Source organism: Mesorhizobium sp. J18 (assembly GCF_007829525.1).
Taxonomy (GTDB): Bacteria; Pseudomonadota; Alphaproteobacteria; order Rhizobiales; family Rhizobiaceae; genus VLJP01.
On sequence record NZ_VLJP01000055.1, the window covers coordinates 1 to 13,949 of the forward strand.

The following is a 13,949-nucleotide window of genomic DNA, read 5'->3' on the forward strand; positions in this document are numbered from 1 at the left end:
CGCTCTGGCGGCTGACCTGGAAGCGGCATCTTACGATCTGCCGGCTGCGGGCATCGGCGCGCCGCACATCCGCCAGCGCCTGTTCTTCGGCGCCGTCGCCTTGGACGCAGTCACTCGCGGGTTGGGCGACGGCCTCGGCGAGGGATCACAAGGACGGATCGGAATGCCGGTCGGTGCCGATCAATGCGCTGCTCGGCCGACAGGTCTGGCTGGCGGGTTGGCCGACGGCGATGGCGGGCTCGCCCGCCACGAAGCGATACAATGCGGCCGGCAACACCGATGCGAGCCGCAGGACGGTGAAGCTGGTGGACTGGTCGATGGCGCCGACCCTGCCGGCGCCAATGCGACGGACGGCGTCTGGCGAGATCCGGACTGGCTCCTCTGCCGCGATGACCGCTGGCGGCCCGTTGAGCCCGGAACATTCCCGCTGGCTGATGGGATACCCGGTCGCATGGGGCTGCTGCGGGGCTACGGCAATGCGATCGTTCCGCCGCTCGCGGCGGAGTTCGTGACGGCCTTCATGGAGAGCCTGCGATGAAGCAGAGCCGGACCATGTCGATGGTCGAGGCCGCGGCAAACGTTGTCGTCGGCTACGTTTTGGCCATCGCCACGCAGATCGTCGTATTCCCGTGGTTCGGGATCGAGACGGGGCTCCCGGAGCATCTGACGATCGGCCTCGCCTTCGTCGGTGTCTCGCTGGTGCGCGGCTACCTGCTGAGGCGGCTGTTCGAGACGATCCGGATGCGGAGCTTCGAATGAAGAACCGCCGCCCGGCGTTGGGCGGCGGTACATGTTCGTTTCGCTGCAGAGCGTCAGTCACGGATGGCGTAGACGCGTCCCCTTCCATCGACCTTGTCGGAGGTGATCGTCAGACCCAGCTTCTTTTTCAGCGCGCCGGACATCGCGCCCCTCGCGGTGTGTGACAACCATCCCGTGGCCGCCACGATCTCGTCGAGGGTGGCTCCCCCGGGCGCGCGCAGCATGGCGATCAGCGTGGCCTGCTTGGTGCCCTCGCGCGGCGTGCGCGTCTTGGGCGCGGAGTCCGGTTCTGTGGCGGTGTTCGGCGCGGGCTCCGCGTTCGGCGCCGCGTCGGCACCCGTGGGCGCGCTGTCGCTGCCTTCCGGCTCGATGCCGATGGCGGCGAGGCCCGCGTCGGTGGCGACCAGCGTGACGCCGTGGCCATCGCCGGTCTCGCGCCACATGGGTTCGCCCTTGCGCAGGTCGGCGTCGACCTCCTGCAGAAAGCCCTTGGCGAGCATCGCGCCGACCACCTTGGCGGCGGCCCCGCCGCGCAGGCTCTCGGGCAGCGGCAGGGCAATGTGCTCGGGCCGCTGGGCGGCGGCGCTGAGAATGATGGCTTGGGTATCGGAAAGCTTGGTCATGGGGTCGTGTCCGTATTCGGGCCCGCGACATGCGGCGCCTTCTACGACCCCGAGCCGCGAAGGGCGCGCGGCGGGAGTTCCGGCAGTGCTGGAGATCAGCGGGCGTGTTCGCCCTCGCCGAAGGCGCTGTCGGTGATGCGCTTCAGGAGGCTGGCGTAGTGTTCGAGGGTGCCGACCATGGCCCAGCCCGCCTCGTCGGGGTGGCAGTTGAAATGGTCGTCGCTGAGCGCCTGCAGGCGGGCGAGCATCTCGTCGATCTCTGCCTTCTTGCCGATGAAGGCCGCGAGTGCGGCTTCCTTGTTCCGGCGCGCCTTCTCGGCACGGAGTTCGTGGCGCGGGGTGGTGATCGGGTTCAGACGGGTGGTCATCGGGGTGGCTCCTTGGGTTGAGTTGCATCGCTTCGCTGGAGTGAAGTTCGCTCTCTCCGCGACGCTTATCAACTCGATAAGCGCCTGATTCTGAATGATAATCGGAGCTTTCGATGCAGGGCATGAGCGAGCGCCAGTACGCCGCCCATGTCGGGCTGTCGCGGGGTGCGATCCAGAAGGCGAAGACGGCCGAGCGGCTGGTCCTCTATCCCGACGGCAGCATCAATGCGGCCGCGAGCGACGCCCGGCGCGCGGAGACGACGGACCCGTCCAAGACGAGAAAGCCGCCCGCGCCGAAGCTAAAGCCCGTCCCCGAGGCGGCGGTCGCCGCTGTCGGCGACACCTTGCGCGAACAGGGTCTGGCGGTGCCGGCGGTCGGCGGCGGCACGACCTTCCTGCAGGCCAAGACGGCGAACGAGGTGCTGAAGGCGCAGGAGCGGCGCATCCGGCTCCAGAAGCTGAAGGGGGAGTTGATTGAGCGGGCCCGGGCGCTGGCGCTGGTGTTCCGACTGGCGCGGGAGGAACGGGACGCATGGGTGAACTGGCCCGCGCGCGCGGCGGCGCTGATGGCGGCCGAGCTCTCGGCCTCGTGCAGCGAGGCGACAGGCCAGCAGATCACCGTGGAGCCAGCCGCGATGCAGAAGGTGCTGGAGAAACATGTACGCGCCCACCTCGACGAACTCGCCGAGGTCCGGCCCGACTTCAGGTGATGATGACGCACTGACGGACTTCGACGGCGCGGGCGAGATCCTGCGCGCCTGGGGCAGCGGGCTGCGGCCCGACCCGGACCTGACCGTCTCGGAATGGGCGGACCGGCACCGCATGCTCTCGGGCCGGGCCTCGGCCGAACCCGGGCGGTATCGCACGTTGCGCACGCCCTACATGCGCGAGATCATGGACCGGCTGAGCCCCGGCGATCCCACGCAGCGGATCGTGTTCATGAAGGCCGCACAGGTCGGCGCGACCGAGGCGGGCAACAACTGGATCGGCTTCGCCATCCACCAGGCGCCGGGTCCTATGCTGGCAGTCCAGCCGACGGTGGAACTGGCCAAGCGCAACTCGCGCCAGCGGATCGACCCGCTGATCGACGAGAGCCCGGAACTGCGGGAGCGGGTGAAACCCGCCCGGTCCCGCGACGCGGGCAACACCATGCTGTCCAAGGAGTTCGCGGGCGGCATCCTGATCATGACGGGGGCCAACTCGGCGGTCGGGCTGCGGTCCACTCCGGCGCGGTACATCTTCCTCGACGAGGTCGACGCCTATCCGGCCTCGGCCGACGAGGAAGGCGATCCGGTCACGCTGGCCGAGGCCAGGTCATTGACCTTCGCCCACCGGCGAAAGGTGCTGCTGGTCTCGACGCCCACCATCCGGGGGCTGTCGCGCATCGAGCGGGAATTCGAGGCGAGTGACCAGCGGCGGTTCTACGTGCCATGCCCGCATTGCGGCGCGATGCAGTGGCTGAAGTTCGACCGCCTGCGTTGGCAGAAGGGGCGGCCGGAGACGGCGGAATATCACTGCGACGGCTGCGAGACGCCCATCGCGGAGCACCACAAGACGGCGATGCTGGAGGGCGGCGAATGGCGGGCGACCGCCACGGCCGCCGATCCGACCACGGTCGGGTATCACCTCTCGGCGCTCTACTCGCCGATCGGCTGGCTGAGCTGGGAGCGGATCGTGCGGGCATGGGACGCGGCACAGGGGTCGGACGAGGCGATCAAGGCGTTCCGCAACACGATCCTCGGCGAGACCTGGGTCGAGACCGGAGAAGCCCCCGACTGGCAGCGGCTTTACGACCGGCGCGAGCGCTGGACCTCCGGCACGGTGCCCGCGGGCGGGCTGTTCCTGACCGCCGGGGCCGACGTGCAGAAGGACCGGATCGAGGTCGATGTCTGGGCCTGGGGCCGTGGTCTGGAAAGCTGGCTCGTCGATCACGTCGTGATCGAGGGTGGGCCCGACCGGCATGACGCATGGTCGGAGCTGACCGCGCTGCTGGATCGAAGCTGGCGGCATGAACGTGGCGCGCATCTGCGGATCGCACGGTTCGCCATCGACACCGGCTACGAGGCCCCGGCGGTCTACTCCTGGTCGCGGGCGCAGGGGTTTGGGCAGGTGTCGCCGGTCAAAGGTGTCGAGGGGTTCAACCGCTCGAGCCCGGTCTCGGGCCCGACCTTCGTCGATGCGACCGAGGGCGGGAAACGTCTGCGCCGCGGGGTCCGGCTCTGGACCGTGGCAGTGTCGACCTTCAAGGCCGAGACCTACCGCTTCCTGCGGCTGGCGCGCCCGACCGAGGAGGAGATGGCCGATGGCGCGGCCTTCCCGCCCGGCTCGGTGCACCTGCCGCATTGGGTCGAGAACGAATGGCTGAAGCAGTTCGTGGCCGAGCAACTGGTGACAGTGCGCACGAAGCGCGGCTTCGCCCGGCTGGAATGGCAGAAGCTGCGCGAACGCAACGAGGCGCTGGATTGCCGGGTCTATGCCCGCGCCGCCGCCTGGATCGCGGGCGCGGACCGCTGGCCCGAGGAGAAATGGCGCGATCTCGAGGATCAGCTCGGGGCCGCGCCCACCGACACCGATCCCGCGGGACAGATCAACCGGCCGGGACAGGCCCCGCAGGGCAAGCGCCGCTCCGACTGGCTCGGGCGGCGCGGAGGATGGTTCTGAGTGAGGACCGGTCCGCACAGCGGATGCGAGGCTCCAGTGGAGCGTCGCAAGGGAACGAACGCACTGAGCGGGAGCGAAGGGCATGGACTGGACGGAAACCGAGCTTTCGGCGCTGCGCCGGGCCTATGCCAGCGGCACGACCCGGGTCAGCTATGACGGCAAGTCCGTCGATTACGGCTCGGCCGAAGATCTGCTGGCCCGCATCCGGACCATCGAACGCGCCATCGCGGGCACCACGCGGCCGCTGCCGGTGGCCGGGCTCGCGGGCTTCTCACGCGGGGACCGGTGATGTCGGCGACCTGGCTCGACCACGCCATCGCCACGGTGGCCCCGCGCATGGCGGCCCGCCGCATGATGGCGCGGCAGGCTTTCGAGACGCTGACGCGGGGCTATGACGGAGCCGCGCGTGGGCGGAGAACCGAGGGCTGGCGCGCGCCGGGATCCTCCGCCGACACCGAGATCGGCGTGGCCGGGGCGCTCTTGCGTGACCGGATGCGCGATCTGGTGCGCAACAATCCGCACGCGGCCAAGGCGGTGGCGGTGCTGGTCAACAACATCATCGGCGCGGGCATCATGCCCCGCGCCGCCAGCGGCGACGACACGCTGGACCGGAAGGTGGATACGCTGTTCGAGCGCTGGACGGCGGACTGCGACGCCGACGGCCAGCTCGACTTCTACGGCCTGCAGACGCTGATCTGCCGCGAGATGGTCGAGGCGGGCGAGGTCCTGGTGCGCCGCCGCCTGCGCCGGGCGAGCGACGGTCTGCCCGTGCCGCTGCAGCTGCAGGTGCTGGAGGCCGACTTCCTCGACACCACCAAGTCTAGCGCGCTCGGTGCGGGGCGGCTGGTGCAGGGGATCGAGTTCGACCCGGTCGGCAAGCGCCGGGCCTACTGGCTCCATGCCGAACATCCGGGCGACGCCTACGGGGCCTTGCAGAAAGGGTTGCAGAGCCGCCCGGTGCCAGCGACCGAGATCGCCCATGTCTACGAGAAGCAGCGCACGCAGGCGCGTGGCGTTCCCTGGGGCGCGCCGGTGATCCGCAGCTTGCGCGATCTCGACGACTACGAGGTGGCCGAACTGGTCCGCAAGAAGACCGAGGCCTGCGTCACCGCCATCGTCTTCGGCGACGACGAGGCGCAGCAGGGCATCGCGCCCTCGGTGGTCGATGCCGACGGCAACCGGGTCGAGCAGTTCGAACCGGGGTTGATCGCCTATGCGCGCGGTGGCAAGGACATCCGCTTCAACCAGCCCTCCGCCACCGGCGGCTACGGCGAATACAAGCGAGCGAGCCTGCACACGATCTCGGCGGGCTTCCGGGTGCCCTACGAGCTGCTGACGGGGGACCTGTCCCAGGTGAACTATTCCTCGATCCGGGCGGGGCTCGTCGAGTTCCGCCGACAGATCGACGCCGTGCAGTGGCAGCTGTTCATCCCGATGTTCTGCGCGCCGGTCTGGCGCTGGTTCACGGAAGCCGCATGGGCGGCGGGGCAGATCCCGTCGCCCATCGTGCCGGTCGAATGGTCGCCCCCGAAGTTCGAGGCCGTCGATCCGCAGAAGGACGCGATGGCGAACCTGCTCTCGATCCGCTCCGGCACCATGACGCTGGCCGAGGTGATCGCCCGGCAGGGCCGCAACCCGGACGCGGTGCTGGCCGAGATCGCCGCCACCAACGCGAAACTCGACGCGCTGGGGCTGGTGCTCGACAGCGACCCGCGGCGGGTCACCAAGACCGGCAGCGCGCAGAGCAACGATCCGGCGACCGATCCCGCCGCCGACGACACCAACGCCGACGACCCAGCCGCCGACGCGGACAATGACCCGGCGCAGGCCGACCAACAGGACTGACCTTCATGGACACGATGATCGAACTGCCGGCCATGCGCCGGTCGGCGGAGCTTGCGCCGAACACGGCCGATGCCGACAGCCGCACCGTCGAGGTGGTCTGGTCGGCGGGGGCCCGTGTGCGACGCGCCACCTTCTTCGGCGAGCCCTATGACGAGGAACTGAGCCTCGATCCCGCCCATGTCCGGCTCGACCGGCTGAACGCGGGCGCACCCTTCCTGAAGGTGCACGAGCTCGACACGCTCGACGCGGTGATCGGCTCGGTCGTGCCGGGTTCGGCGCGGATCGAGAACGGCCGGGGCATCGCCCTCGTGCGGATCAGCGAGCGCGCCGATGTCGAGCCGATCTGGCGCGACATCCAGGCCGGGCACATCCGGGCGGTGTCGATCGGCTACCAGGTCCACCGCTTCGAGGTCTCGAAACCCGAGGCCGCCCGCGAACTCTGGCGCGCGGTGGACTGGACCCCCTTCGAGGTCTCCGCCGTCGCTGTCGGCGCCGACCCCGCCGCCGGTTTCCGCGCTCAGCAACCTCTTCACGACTGCGTCCTTCATCGCCGGGACGCTTCCACCCCCCGACAAGGAGCATCCCCGATGACCGACCCGACCCAGACCCCGGCCGCAGCGGCCGCTGAACCCCATGCGACCGAGGAGACCCAGATGACCGACCCCACAAATCCCGCGGCCGAACCGCAGGCGCGCGCCGTCGAGACGCGCGCGCTGCCGCAGGGCGCACCAGTGACCCCGCCCGACACCGAGGCCGTCGCAACCCGTGCCCGCGAGGCCGAACGCGACCGCGTCTCCACCATTTACGATCTGACCGGTCGCCTGAACCTCGAGCGCAGCTTCGCCGAGGATCTGGTCAAGCGCGGCGTCAGCGTCGACGAGTCCCGCCGCCTGATCCTCGACCAGGTCGCAGCGAAATCCGACGAGACCCGGACATTCCCGCATGTCTCGGTCCCCCTCGGCGGCCGGGACGAGCGGATCACCCGCCGCGACGCCGTGGCAAACGCGCTCTTGCACCGCTACAGCCCGACGCTGTTTCCGCTGGAGGATGCCGCTCGCCAGTACCGCGGCATGACGCTCTTGGAACTGGCCCGCGAAAGCCTCGGCAATGCCGGGGTCAACACGCGCGGCCTGTCGCGCGACGAGGTGGCGACGCGGGCGCTGCACTCGACCTCGGACTTTCCCGAGATCCTGTCGGCCGTGACCAACAAGACCCTGCGGCAGGCCTATGACGCCTATCCCCGCACTTTCGCGCTCTTCTGCCGCCAGGTGCTGGCGACCGACTTCAAGTCCATGCACCGGGTCCAGCTCGGCGAGGCGCCGCAGCTTCTGGAAGTGGGCGAGAGCGGCGAGTTCAAGCGCGGCACGCTTGGGGAGTCGAAGGAGAGCTACAAGGTCAAGACCTACGGCCGGGTGGTCGCGATCACCCGCCAGACGCTGATCAACGACGATCTCGACGCCTTCACCCGCATCCCGGCGATGTACGGCAACTCCATCGCCCAGCTGGAGTCGGACGTGGTCTGGGGCATCATCACCGCCAACCCGGCGATGGCCGACGGCAACGCGCTCTTCCACACCACACACAAGAACCTCGCGGGCACCGGCGCGGCGCTGGCGGTCGATGCGGTGGGCGCGGCCCGCGCAGCGATGGCCAAGCAGACGGGGCTCGACAAGAAGACGGTGCTGAACGTTCGGCCCGCCTTCCTGATCGTGCCCGCATCGCTGGAACTGAAGGCCGAGCAGCTCGTCGCCCAGAACCTGGTGCCCGCCGCGACGTCCAGCGTGGTGCCGCAGTCGATCCGGACGCTGGCACCGATCAGCGAGCCCCGGCTCGACGCGGCCAGCGAGACCGCCTGGTATCTGGCCGCGAGCCCGAACCAGATCGACACCATCGAGTACGCCTATCTCGAGGGCCAACAGGGCGCCTACATCGAGACGCGCAACGGCTTCGACGTCGACGGCGTCGAGATCAAGTGCCGCCTCGACTTCGGCGCCAAGGCCATCGACTGGCGCGGCCTCTACAAAAATCCTGGGGCGTAGGTCCGGCTGGCTCCCATGACGATCGATGATCGACAGGGCGCGGTGCCGATCCCCGGTTTCCCCGGATACCACATCGACCGGACCGGTCGGGTCTGGAGCGCGCATCGCAAGGGCAGGATCCCTCGCGGTGCGTGGTCTCGCTGGCTGGATTGCCGCGACTGGACGCTGAGGCAGCCGTGGCGTGACCCGGAGGGGTATCTGCACCACACGCTGGTCCGCGACGGCGAAGGCAACCGCCAGCGGATCGCCCTGCACATTCTGGTCGCGACCACGTTCCTGGGGTCGCGACCGGAGGGACTGGTCGTCGCCCATCTCGATGGAGACAAGTCCAACAACCGGGTCGAGAACCTCGCCTATGTCACGCAGCGCGAGAACATAGAGCACAAGCGCGATCACGGCACGATGCACTGCGGCGACCGCTCGCATCTCTCGCGCCTGACCGATCGCCAATGCAGCCGGATGCTCGACTGCCTCCGCGCCGGGTTCTCCCGCCGGGAGGACGCCGGGGCGTTCGGCGTGACCGTCAGCCACGTCGCGGCCCTGAAAACAGGCCGCATCCGAAAACACCTGACCAATCAGCGCGTCTGAGAAAGGATCCTCGCCATGAAAAACTTCGTCCAGCCCGGCAACACCATCACCCTGACCGCGCCCTATGCCGTCGCCTCCGGTGATGGCCTGCTCGTCGGCTCCATCTTCGGCGTCGCCGCCGGAGACGCCGCCCTCGGCGAGCCCGTCGAGACCGCGCTCGTCGGCATCTTCGACATCACCAAGGTCGGCTCCCAGGCCTGGACCGTCGGCGCCAAGGTCTACTGGGACGACACGAACAAGCGCTGCACGACGGTCGCGACCGACAACACGCAGATCGGCGTTGCGACCGAGGCGGTGGCTGGCGGCGCGGGCGACACCATCGGCCGGGTGCGCCTGAACGCGGCCTTCTGATGAGCGCCTTCGCCGCCGCCGTGGGCGCGCTCTTCGCCGATCCGAACATCGGCCGGGACGCGGTCTACATCGCCGACGGCGGTACGCCCGCGTTGGTACGCGTCGTCGCCCGGCGCGCGGATGTCGTCTCCGACTTCGGCGATGCGCGGCTTTGGTCGGAAACGACTCGCATCGACCTGCGCGTCGCCGAGGTGGCGAACCCGCGTCCCGGCGACCGGATCGAAATCGACGGCGACGCCTTCCTCATTCAGGGCGAGCCCGTGCGCGACCGCGAGCGGCTGGTCTGGACCGTCGATCTGAGGCCTGCGTGACGGCCATGAAGCTGAAGCTCGACATCGATCCCGACATCGTCGCGATGATGGCGGCCGAGGTCGCGGCGGGCGAACGCGCGGTGACGGCGGCCATGCGCGAAGCCGGGACGGGGCTGAAGAGCGCCTGGCGCCTGCAGATCACTGGCGCGGGGCTCGGGCCCCGGCTCGCCAACTCGATCCGAAGCCAGAACTTCCCGAGGTCGGGCGAGAGCCTGGACGCGGCGGCGCTGGTCTGGTCGAAGGCTCCGGTGATCGTCGGCGCCCACGTCACCGGCCCGCTGATCCGCTCCAAAGACGGGTTCTGGCTGGCGATCCCGCTGCCCGCCGCGGGCAAGTCCCTGCGCGGCGGCCGGATCACGCCTGGGGAATGGGAACGGCGACGCGGTCTGCGCCTGCGCTTCGTCTATCGCCGGATGGGCCCCAGCCTGCTGGTAGCGGAGGGACGGCTGAACACGAAGGGTCAGGCGGTCGAGTCGCGCTCCAAGACCGGGCACGGCAAGGTCACCGCGCCGATCTTCCTGCTGGTGCCGCAGGTGAAGCTGCCGAAGCGGCTGGACCTGGCGCGGGATGCGGAGCGCGCAGTAGACGGTGTGCCGGGGCTGATCGTGGCGAGCTGGGTGGAGCAGAGGTTCTGAAGATGACTGCTGTGGCGGGCCTTGCGCTTATTCGACGATGTCCGCGAAGGCCGCTTCGAACTGATAGCATCAAGTTGTCTTCAGATCAGCCCGCGCGTCGCGGATAATCGACCAGGACGAATGCAGGAATAGTCCCGCAATCCCGAACGCGACGATCAGGTCGGGCCATGCGCTGCCCAGCCACGCGACGAGGGCCGCGGCCACAACCACGGCCGCATTGCCGATGGCGTCGTTGCGCGAGAACAGCCAGACGGCCCGAACGTTGGCATCTCCGGCCCGGTGGGGCAGCAACGGCAGAACGGCAACCACGTTGACCACGAGCGCGATCACGGCGAACAGGCCCATCAGTTCAGCTTCAGGCTGCTGCTGAACCAGTACGCGGTAGGCCGTGTTGGCGAGGACCCCGAGACCGAGCGCCCCGAGAAACAAGCCTTGGATCAGAGCGGAACGGGCTCGCCAGACCAGGCTCCAGCCGATCGCCAGAATCCCAAGGAAGGTGATCAGGCCATCGCCGAGGAAATCGAGCGCATCGGCTTTCAGGGCCTGCGATCCGGAAATGAAGCCGCCAACCATCTCGATGAGGCCGTAGCCCACGTTCAGCACGATCACGATCCACAGCGCACGCCGGTAGGCCGGGGTGATATGGCTCAAGTCCTTCGGAAGATCGTCGATGTCTCCCTCGTGATCAGCTTCGGGTCCGCCCAGCCGATCCAGTCGGTAGCCGATGCCCGACACCGCACGCTCCACTTCGGGCAGCTGCAAACTCAGGTCGGATACATGCACCGTCATGATCTGCGTGGCAGTCGAGACTTTCACGTCCTCGACCCCGGCCGACCGCACCGCCTTCTCGATCTTCGCGGCGCATGACGGGCAGTCCATGCCGGTGACTCTGTAGCGCGCGTGCTCAGCGTTGCTCATTGTGGCCGTTTCGCTCATTACGATCTTCCGTGGACAGACGAGGCTATATATCATTGCAGACTGATATGTCGAGCGAGACCGGAATCCTTCAGCAGGCTGATGCTCAAGTCGTCGAGTTGCGGGCGAAGCTTTTCCGCGGCTTGGCTGACTTCTCGCGCATGTCGATTTTGGCCGCTCTGCGTGACGGCCCGCTTTCGGTTGGGGAGATCGTTGGCGCCACCGGCCTGTCGCAGTCGAACGCCTCAAACCACCTGCGGTGCCTGAGCGAATGCGGGCTGGTTGTCGGAGAACCGGACGGTCGGTTCGTCCGGTATCGGTTGAGCGATCCGCGCTTGGACGAACTGATGAGGCTGGCCGACGACCTCCTGGCCGGGACCGCTCGGGGCGTTGACTCGTGCGAGAATTTCAAAGGAACGGGCACGGTCTGATCGACGGCGGACGTCCGCCGTCGTTGGCCTACGATCAAGACCGGGCGACGACGCCCGGTGCTGTGCCATTCGGATTTTCTTCGGTGACATCATGCCCAGTACACGCGAGGCCACGCTGGCGGCGCTGCACGCACGTCTTTTGGCGTTGCCCGCCACCGCGCTCCGCGGCGAGGTGCTGCCCGAGCGCGTGCCGGCCGAGGGGCTGCTGATCCTGCGCGATGGCGAGCCGGGCGAGCCGGAGGTGACGCTGTCGCCCCTGCGCTACCACTACCAGCACCGCGCCGAGATCGAGGCCGTCGTTCAGGGCGCGGCGCGTGACGCCGCCTTCGACACGCTGACGGCCAGCATCGGCGCTGCGCTCGCCGCCGACCGGACGCTGGGCGGGCTCTGCGACTGGGTCGAGGCGGAAGCGCCACGGCCCGTCGATCTGCCCGTCGAGGGCGCGGCGAGCTTGAAGGCCGCCGTGATCCCGGTCGTCCTGCACTATTCCACGGCGGACCAGCTGGCCTGACCCCGACAACCCGAGGAGAACACCATGGCACGAGCCCAGGGGGCGCGGGCGCTGATGGCGCTTGCGTTCGAAACGACCTATGGAACGCCGCCCGCGAGCGGCTTCACCCGCATGCCCTTCGCCAGCACGTCGCTCGGCGCCGAGCAGCCGCTGCTGAACTCGGAGCTGCTCGGCTATGGCCGCGATCCGCTGGCGCCGATCAAGGACGCGGTGACGGCCGATGGCGACGTCGTCGTGCCGCTCGACGCCGAGGCCTTGGGCTTCTGGCTCAAGGCGGCCTTCGGCGCGCCCACGACTACGGGCGTCGAGGCCCCGTACAGCCACGAGTTCCAGTCGGGGTCCTGGACACTGCCCAGCATGTCGATCGAGACCGGCATGCCCGAGGTGCCGCGGTACGCGATGTATTCCGGATGCGTGCTCGACCAGATCACCTGGCAGATGCAGCGCTCCGGCCTCCTGACCGCGACGGCCCGGCTGGTGGCGCAGGGCGAGACGGTGGGCACGACCACCAGCGCCGGAACACCCGCTGCGCTGGAGCTTAAGCGCTTCGGGCATTTCAACGGGGCGATTACCCGCAATGGGACCGCCTTGGGGAATGTGGTCTCGGCCGAGATCACGTACGCCAACAACCTCGACCGGATCGAGACCATCCGGAACGATGGTCGCATCGACGGCGCGGACCCGTCCATCGCCGCGCTGACCGGCCGGATAGAGGTGCGCTTCGCCGACCAGACGCTGGTGACGCAGGCCATCAACGGCGAGGCCTGCGAGATGGAATTCGCCTACGTCCTGCCGTCCGGCGAGAGCTTCACCTTCACCGTGCACGCCGTCTACCTGCCGCGTCCGCGCATCGAGATTTCCGGGCCGCAGGGCGTGCAGGCGACCTTCGACTGGCAGGCCGCGCGCGACAGCGTCGTCGGCCGGATGTGCACCGCAACCCTGATCAACGACATAGAGGTGTATTGACGATGCTGACGCTCGACCTGACCAACGCGCCGCGCTGGCACGACCTCGCCGCCGGCGTGCGGGTGCAGCTGCGCCCGCTGACCACCGCCCTGATGGTGGCGACGCGCAGCGATCCGGCCGTCGAGGCTGTGCCTGAGGAGGCTTCCGACGAGGAACGCGCGGTCGCCTTCGCCAAGGCGCTGGCGCGGCGGGCGGTGCTCGCCTGGGAGGGCATCGGCGACGCCGACAGCAAGCCTATCGACCCGAGCCCGGAGGCCATCGACGCGCTGCTCGACATCTGGCCGATCTTCGAGGCGTTCCAGCTGACCTACGTCTCGAAGGGCCTGCTTCTGGAGCAGGAAAAAAACGCCTCCGCGCCCTCGCCGAATGGTCCTTCGGCGGGGGCGAGCGCTACTGCGAAGCCTGCGCACCCTACGAGGGCCGCGAGCAAGCCTGCCCGAACTGCCCGGCGCGGCTGAACCGGCCGCTGACCCATGAGGGCTGGCAGGTCTGGGACCTCGTCGGACGCCTCGGCGGCCAGCTGCGTGTGCTGCCCGGCGCGGTGATCGGATGGGACATGTCGGCAGCGCTGGCGCTCGGTGACGCCCTCGGCGTACCGCCGCTCGCCATGGCCGAACTGCTGCCCGTCATCGAAGCGGTGATGGTGGCCAAGCTCAACGAACAGATGGAACGCCCCAATGGCTGAAAAGCGTGTGTCCGTCCGCCTTGCGGCCGTGGGCGGGCGACAGGTGCGCGCCGAACTGGAAGGCGTCGGCGAAGCCGGATCGCGTGGCTTCGGACGGCTGAGCCGGGAGATGGAAGCGGCAAACGCCCGGCTCGCGGCTTTCTCGCGCCGGGTCCGGGTCGCGGCAGCCGCTGCTGGTGTGGCGATGATCCGGTCCGGCCTGCAGACGGTCGATGCGCAGGCGAAGCTGGCTCAGTCGCTCGGCACCACCGTCGCCTCGAT

At 68.9% G+C, this 13,949-nt stretch carries 19 protein-coding genes and 1 pseudogene; 17 read left to right on the plus strand and 3 right to left on the minus strand.

All coding sequences use genetic code 11. The features are described 5' to 3' along the window. Both L598_RS21500 and L598_RS16960 read left to right on the plus strand, forming a co-directional pair. A pseudogene (locus tag L598_RS21500) lies at nucleotides 1-538 on the plus strand (hypothetical protein); the annotation flags it as partial. Further along, complete coding sequence (locus L598_RS16960) at nucleotides 535-759, plus strand: hypothetical protein (protein ID WP_144864447.1); 225 nt, start codon at nucleotides 535-537, stop codon at nucleotides 757-759. The pseudogene L598_RS21500 and the gene L598_RS16960, both read left to right, overlap by 4 nt. A gap of 53 nt (nucleotides 760-812) precedes the next feature. On the opposite strand, the gene L598_RS16965 is transcribed toward L598_RS16960, so the two are convergent. Beyond that, a complete protein-coding gene (locus tag L598_RS16965; protein WP_144864449.1) occupies nucleotides 813-1,382 on the minus strand; it encodes a DUF3489 domain-containing protein in 570 nt (189 codons plus the stop codon). A gap of 95 nt (nucleotides 1,383-1,477) precedes the next feature. Continuing rightward, nucleotides 1,478-1,750, minus strand: a complete 273-nt coding sequence (locus tag L598_RS16970; protein ID WP_066813809.1) for a hypothetical protein — start codon at nucleotides 1,748-1,750, stop codon at nucleotides 1,478-1,480. Between the two features lie 122 nt (nucleotides 1,751-1,872). Here L598_RS16970 and L598_RS16975 point away from each other — a divergent pair, with 122 nt between their 5' ends. The 9 genes from L598_RS16975 to L598_RS17015 all read left to right on the plus strand — a co-directional run bounded on the left by L598_RS16975 (nucleotide 1,873) and on the right by L598_RS17015 (nucleotide 10,180). Then, nucleotides 1,873-2,460 carry a hypothetical protein gene (locus L598_RS16975; protein ID WP_246658807.1) on the plus strand — a complete coding sequence of 196 codons (588 nt, stop codon included), beginning with the start codon at nucleotides 1,873-1,875 and terminating at the stop codon, nucleotides 2,458-2,460. After that, nucleotides 2,408-4,411: a phage terminase large subunit family protein gene (locus tag L598_RS16980; protein WP_144864453.1), complete on the plus strand. Its 2,004-nt coding sequence runs from the start codon at nucleotides 2,408-2,410 to the stop codon at nucleotides 4,409-4,411. The genes L598_RS16975 and L598_RS16980 overlap by 53 nt, the downstream gene beginning before the upstream one ends. Nucleotides 4,412-4,493: 82 nt before the next feature. Then, on the plus strand, nucleotides 4,494-4,700 hold the full coding sequence (locus L598_RS16985) for a hypothetical protein (protein ID WP_036751162.1): 207 nt from the start codon (nucleotides 4,494-4,496) through the stop codon (nucleotides 4,698-4,700). Beyond that, nucleotides 4,700-6,256 (plus strand): phage portal protein, encoded by a 1,557-nt coding sequence (locus tag L598_RS16990; protein WP_144864455.1) that lies wholly within the window; start codon nucleotides 4,700-4,702, stop codon nucleotides 6,254-6,256. Before L598_RS16985 ends, L598_RS16990 begins: the two co-directional genes overlap by 1 nt. A gap of 5 nt (nucleotides 6,257-6,261) precedes the next feature. Beyond that, a complete protein-coding gene (locus L598_RS16995; protein WP_144864457.1) occupies nucleotides 6,262-8,295 on the plus strand; it encodes a prohead protease/major capsid protein fusion protein in 2,034 nt (677 codons plus the stop codon). Nucleotides 8,296-8,310: 15 nt separating this feature from the next. Further along, nucleotides 8,311-8,883: an HNH endonuclease signature motif containing protein gene (locus L598_RS17000; RefSeq protein ID WP_144864459.1), complete on the plus strand. Its 573-nt coding sequence runs from the start codon at nucleotides 8,311-8,313 to the stop codon at nucleotides 8,881-8,883. A 15-nt stretch (nucleotides 8,884-8,898) separates the two neighbouring features. After that, nucleotides 8,899-9,234, plus strand: coding sequence for a DUF2190 family protein (locus tag L598_RS17005; protein WP_144864461.1), 336 nt, complete (start codon nucleotides 8,899-8,901; stop codon nucleotides 9,232-9,234). Next, complete coding sequence (locus L598_RS17010) at nucleotides 9,234-9,545, plus strand: hypothetical protein (RefSeq protein WP_144864463.1); 312 nt, start codon at nucleotides 9,234-9,236, stop codon at nucleotides 9,543-9,545. The genes L598_RS17005 and L598_RS17010 overlap by 1 nt, the downstream gene beginning before the upstream one ends. A gap of 5 nt (nucleotides 9,546-9,550) precedes the next feature. Further along, nucleotides 9,551-10,180: a DUF6441 family protein gene (locus L598_RS17015; protein WP_144864465.1), complete on the plus strand. Its 630-nt coding sequence runs from the start codon at nucleotides 9,551-9,553 to the stop codon at nucleotides 10,178-10,180. A gap of 69 nt (nucleotides 10,181-10,249) precedes the next feature. Here the strand turns inward: L598_RS17015 and L598_RS17020 are convergent, their stop codons facing one another. Further along, nucleotides 10,250-11,116, minus strand: coding sequence for a cation transporter (locus L598_RS17020; RefSeq protein WP_186445076.1), 867 nt, complete (start codon nucleotides 11,114-11,116; stop codon nucleotides 10,250-10,252). Between the two features lie 47 nt (nucleotides 11,117-11,163). Between L598_RS17020 and L598_RS17025 the strand changes: the two genes are divergently transcribed. The 6 genes from L598_RS17025 to L598_RS17050 all read left to right on the plus strand — a co-directional run. Continuing rightward, nucleotides 11,164-11,526, plus strand: coding sequence for a metalloregulator ArsR/SmtB family transcription factor (locus L598_RS17025; protein ID WP_013654510.1), 363 nt, complete (start codon nucleotides 11,164-11,166; stop codon nucleotides 11,524-11,526). 91 nt (nucleotides 11,527-11,617) lie between these two features. Further along, the gene (locus L598_RS17030) at nucleotides 11,618-12,037 is read left to right on the plus strand and encodes an acyl-CoA transferase (RefSeq protein WP_144864467.1); all 420 of its coding nucleotides are present in this window, start codon (nucleotides 11,618-11,620) and stop codon (nucleotides 12,035-12,037) included. A gap of 24 nt (nucleotides 12,038-12,061) precedes the next feature. Further along, the gene (locus tag L598_RS17035; protein ID WP_144864469.1) at nucleotides 12,062-13,003 is read left to right on the plus strand and encodes a phage tail tube protein; all 942 of its coding nucleotides are present in this window, start codon (nucleotides 12,062-12,064) and stop codon (nucleotides 13,001-13,003) included. A gap of 2 nt (nucleotides 13,004-13,005) precedes the next feature. Beyond that, the gene (locus L598_RS17040) at nucleotides 13,006-13,461 is read left to right on the plus strand and encodes a hypothetical protein (RefSeq protein ID WP_144864471.1); all 456 of its coding nucleotides are present in this window, start codon (nucleotides 13,006-13,008) and stop codon (nucleotides 13,459-13,461) included. 98 nt (nucleotides 13,462-13,559) lie between these two features. Beyond that, nucleotides 13,560-13,688 carry a hypothetical protein gene (locus tag L598_RS21925; RefSeq protein ID WP_255453286.1) on the plus strand — a complete coding sequence of 43 codons (129 nt, stop codon included), beginning with the start codon at nucleotides 13,560-13,562 and terminating at the stop codon, nucleotides 13,686-13,688. Continuing rightward, nucleotides 13,681-13,949: hypothetical protein (locus tag L598_RS17050; protein ID WP_210245018.1), on the plus strand; the 269-nt coding region annotated here is incomplete at its 3' end. The genes L598_RS21925 and L598_RS17050, both read left to right, overlap by 8 nt.

Excerpts from the sequence above, each read along its gene's own strand:
- L598_RS17015 (WP_144864465.1), top strand. The coding sequence starts at position 9,551 with ATGAAGCTGAAGCTCGACATCGATCCCGACATCGTCGCGATGATGGCG.
- L598_RS17025 (WP_013654510.1), top strand. The coding sequence starts at position 11,164 with ATGTCGAGCGAGACCGGAATCCTTCAGCAGGCTGATGCTCAAGTCGTC.
- L598_RS16975 (WP_246658807.1), top strand. The coding sequence starts at position 1,873 with ATGAGCGAGCGCCAGTACGCCGCCCATGTCGGGCTGTCGCGGGGTGCG.
- L598_RS17035 (WP_144864469.1), top strand. The coding sequence starts at position 12,062 with ATGGCACGAGCCCAGGGGGCGCGGGCGCTGATGGCGCTTGCGTTCGAA.
- L598_RS16990 (WP_144864455.1), top strand. The coding sequence starts at position 4,700 with ATGTCGGCGACCTGGCTCGACCACGCCATCGCCACGGTGGCCCCGCGC.
- L598_RS17040 (WP_144864471.1), top strand. The coding sequence starts at position 13,006 with ATGCTGACGCTCGACCTGACCAACGCGCCGCGCTGGCACGACCTCGCC.
- L598_RS16965 (WP_144864449.1), bottom strand. The coding sequence starts at position 1,382 with ATGACCAAGCTTTCCGATACCCAAGCCATCATTCTCAGCGCCGCCGCC.
- L598_RS17000 (WP_144864459.1), top strand. The coding sequence starts at position 8,311 with ATGACGATCGATGATCGACAGGGCGCGGTGCCGATCCCCGGTTTCCCC.
- L598_RS17030 (WP_144864467.1), top strand. The coding sequence starts at position 11,618 with ATGCCCAGTACACGCGAGGCCACGCTGGCGGCGCTGCACGCACGTCTT.
- L598_RS16995 (WP_144864457.1), top strand. The coding sequence starts at position 6,262 with ATGGACACGATGATCGAACTGCCGGCCATGCGCCGGTCGGCGGAGCTT.
- L598_RS16960 (WP_144864447.1), top strand. The coding sequence starts at position 535 with ATGAAGCAGAGCCGGACCATGTCGATGGTCGAGGCCGCGGCAAACGTT.
- L598_RS16985 (WP_036751162.1), top strand. The coding sequence starts at position 4,494 with ATGGACTGGACGGAAACCGAGCTTTCGGCGCTGCGCCGGGCCTATGCC.
- L598_RS17020 (WP_186445076.1), bottom strand. The coding sequence starts at position 11,116 with ATGAGCGAAACGGCCACAATGAGCAACGCTGAGCACGCGCGCTACAGA.
- L598_RS21925 (WP_255453286.1), top strand. The coding sequence starts at position 13,560 with ATGTCGGCAGCGCTGGCGCTCGGTGACGCCCTCGGCGTACCGCCGCTC.
- L598_RS16970 (WP_066813809.1), bottom strand. The coding sequence starts at position 1,750 with ATGACCACCCGTCTGAACCCGATCACCACCCCGCGCCACGAACTCCGT.
- L598_RS17005 (WP_144864461.1), top strand. The coding sequence starts at position 8,899 with ATGAAAAACTTCGTCCAGCCCGGCAACACCATCACCCTGACCGCGCCC.
- L598_RS17010 (WP_144864463.1), top strand. The coding sequence starts at position 9,234 with ATGAGCGCCTTCGCCGCCGCCGTGGGCGCGCTCTTCGCCGATCCGAAC.
- L598_RS16980 (WP_144864453.1), top strand. The coding sequence starts at position 2,408 with ATGTACGCGCCCACCTCGACGAACTCGCCGAGGTCCGGCCCGACTTCA.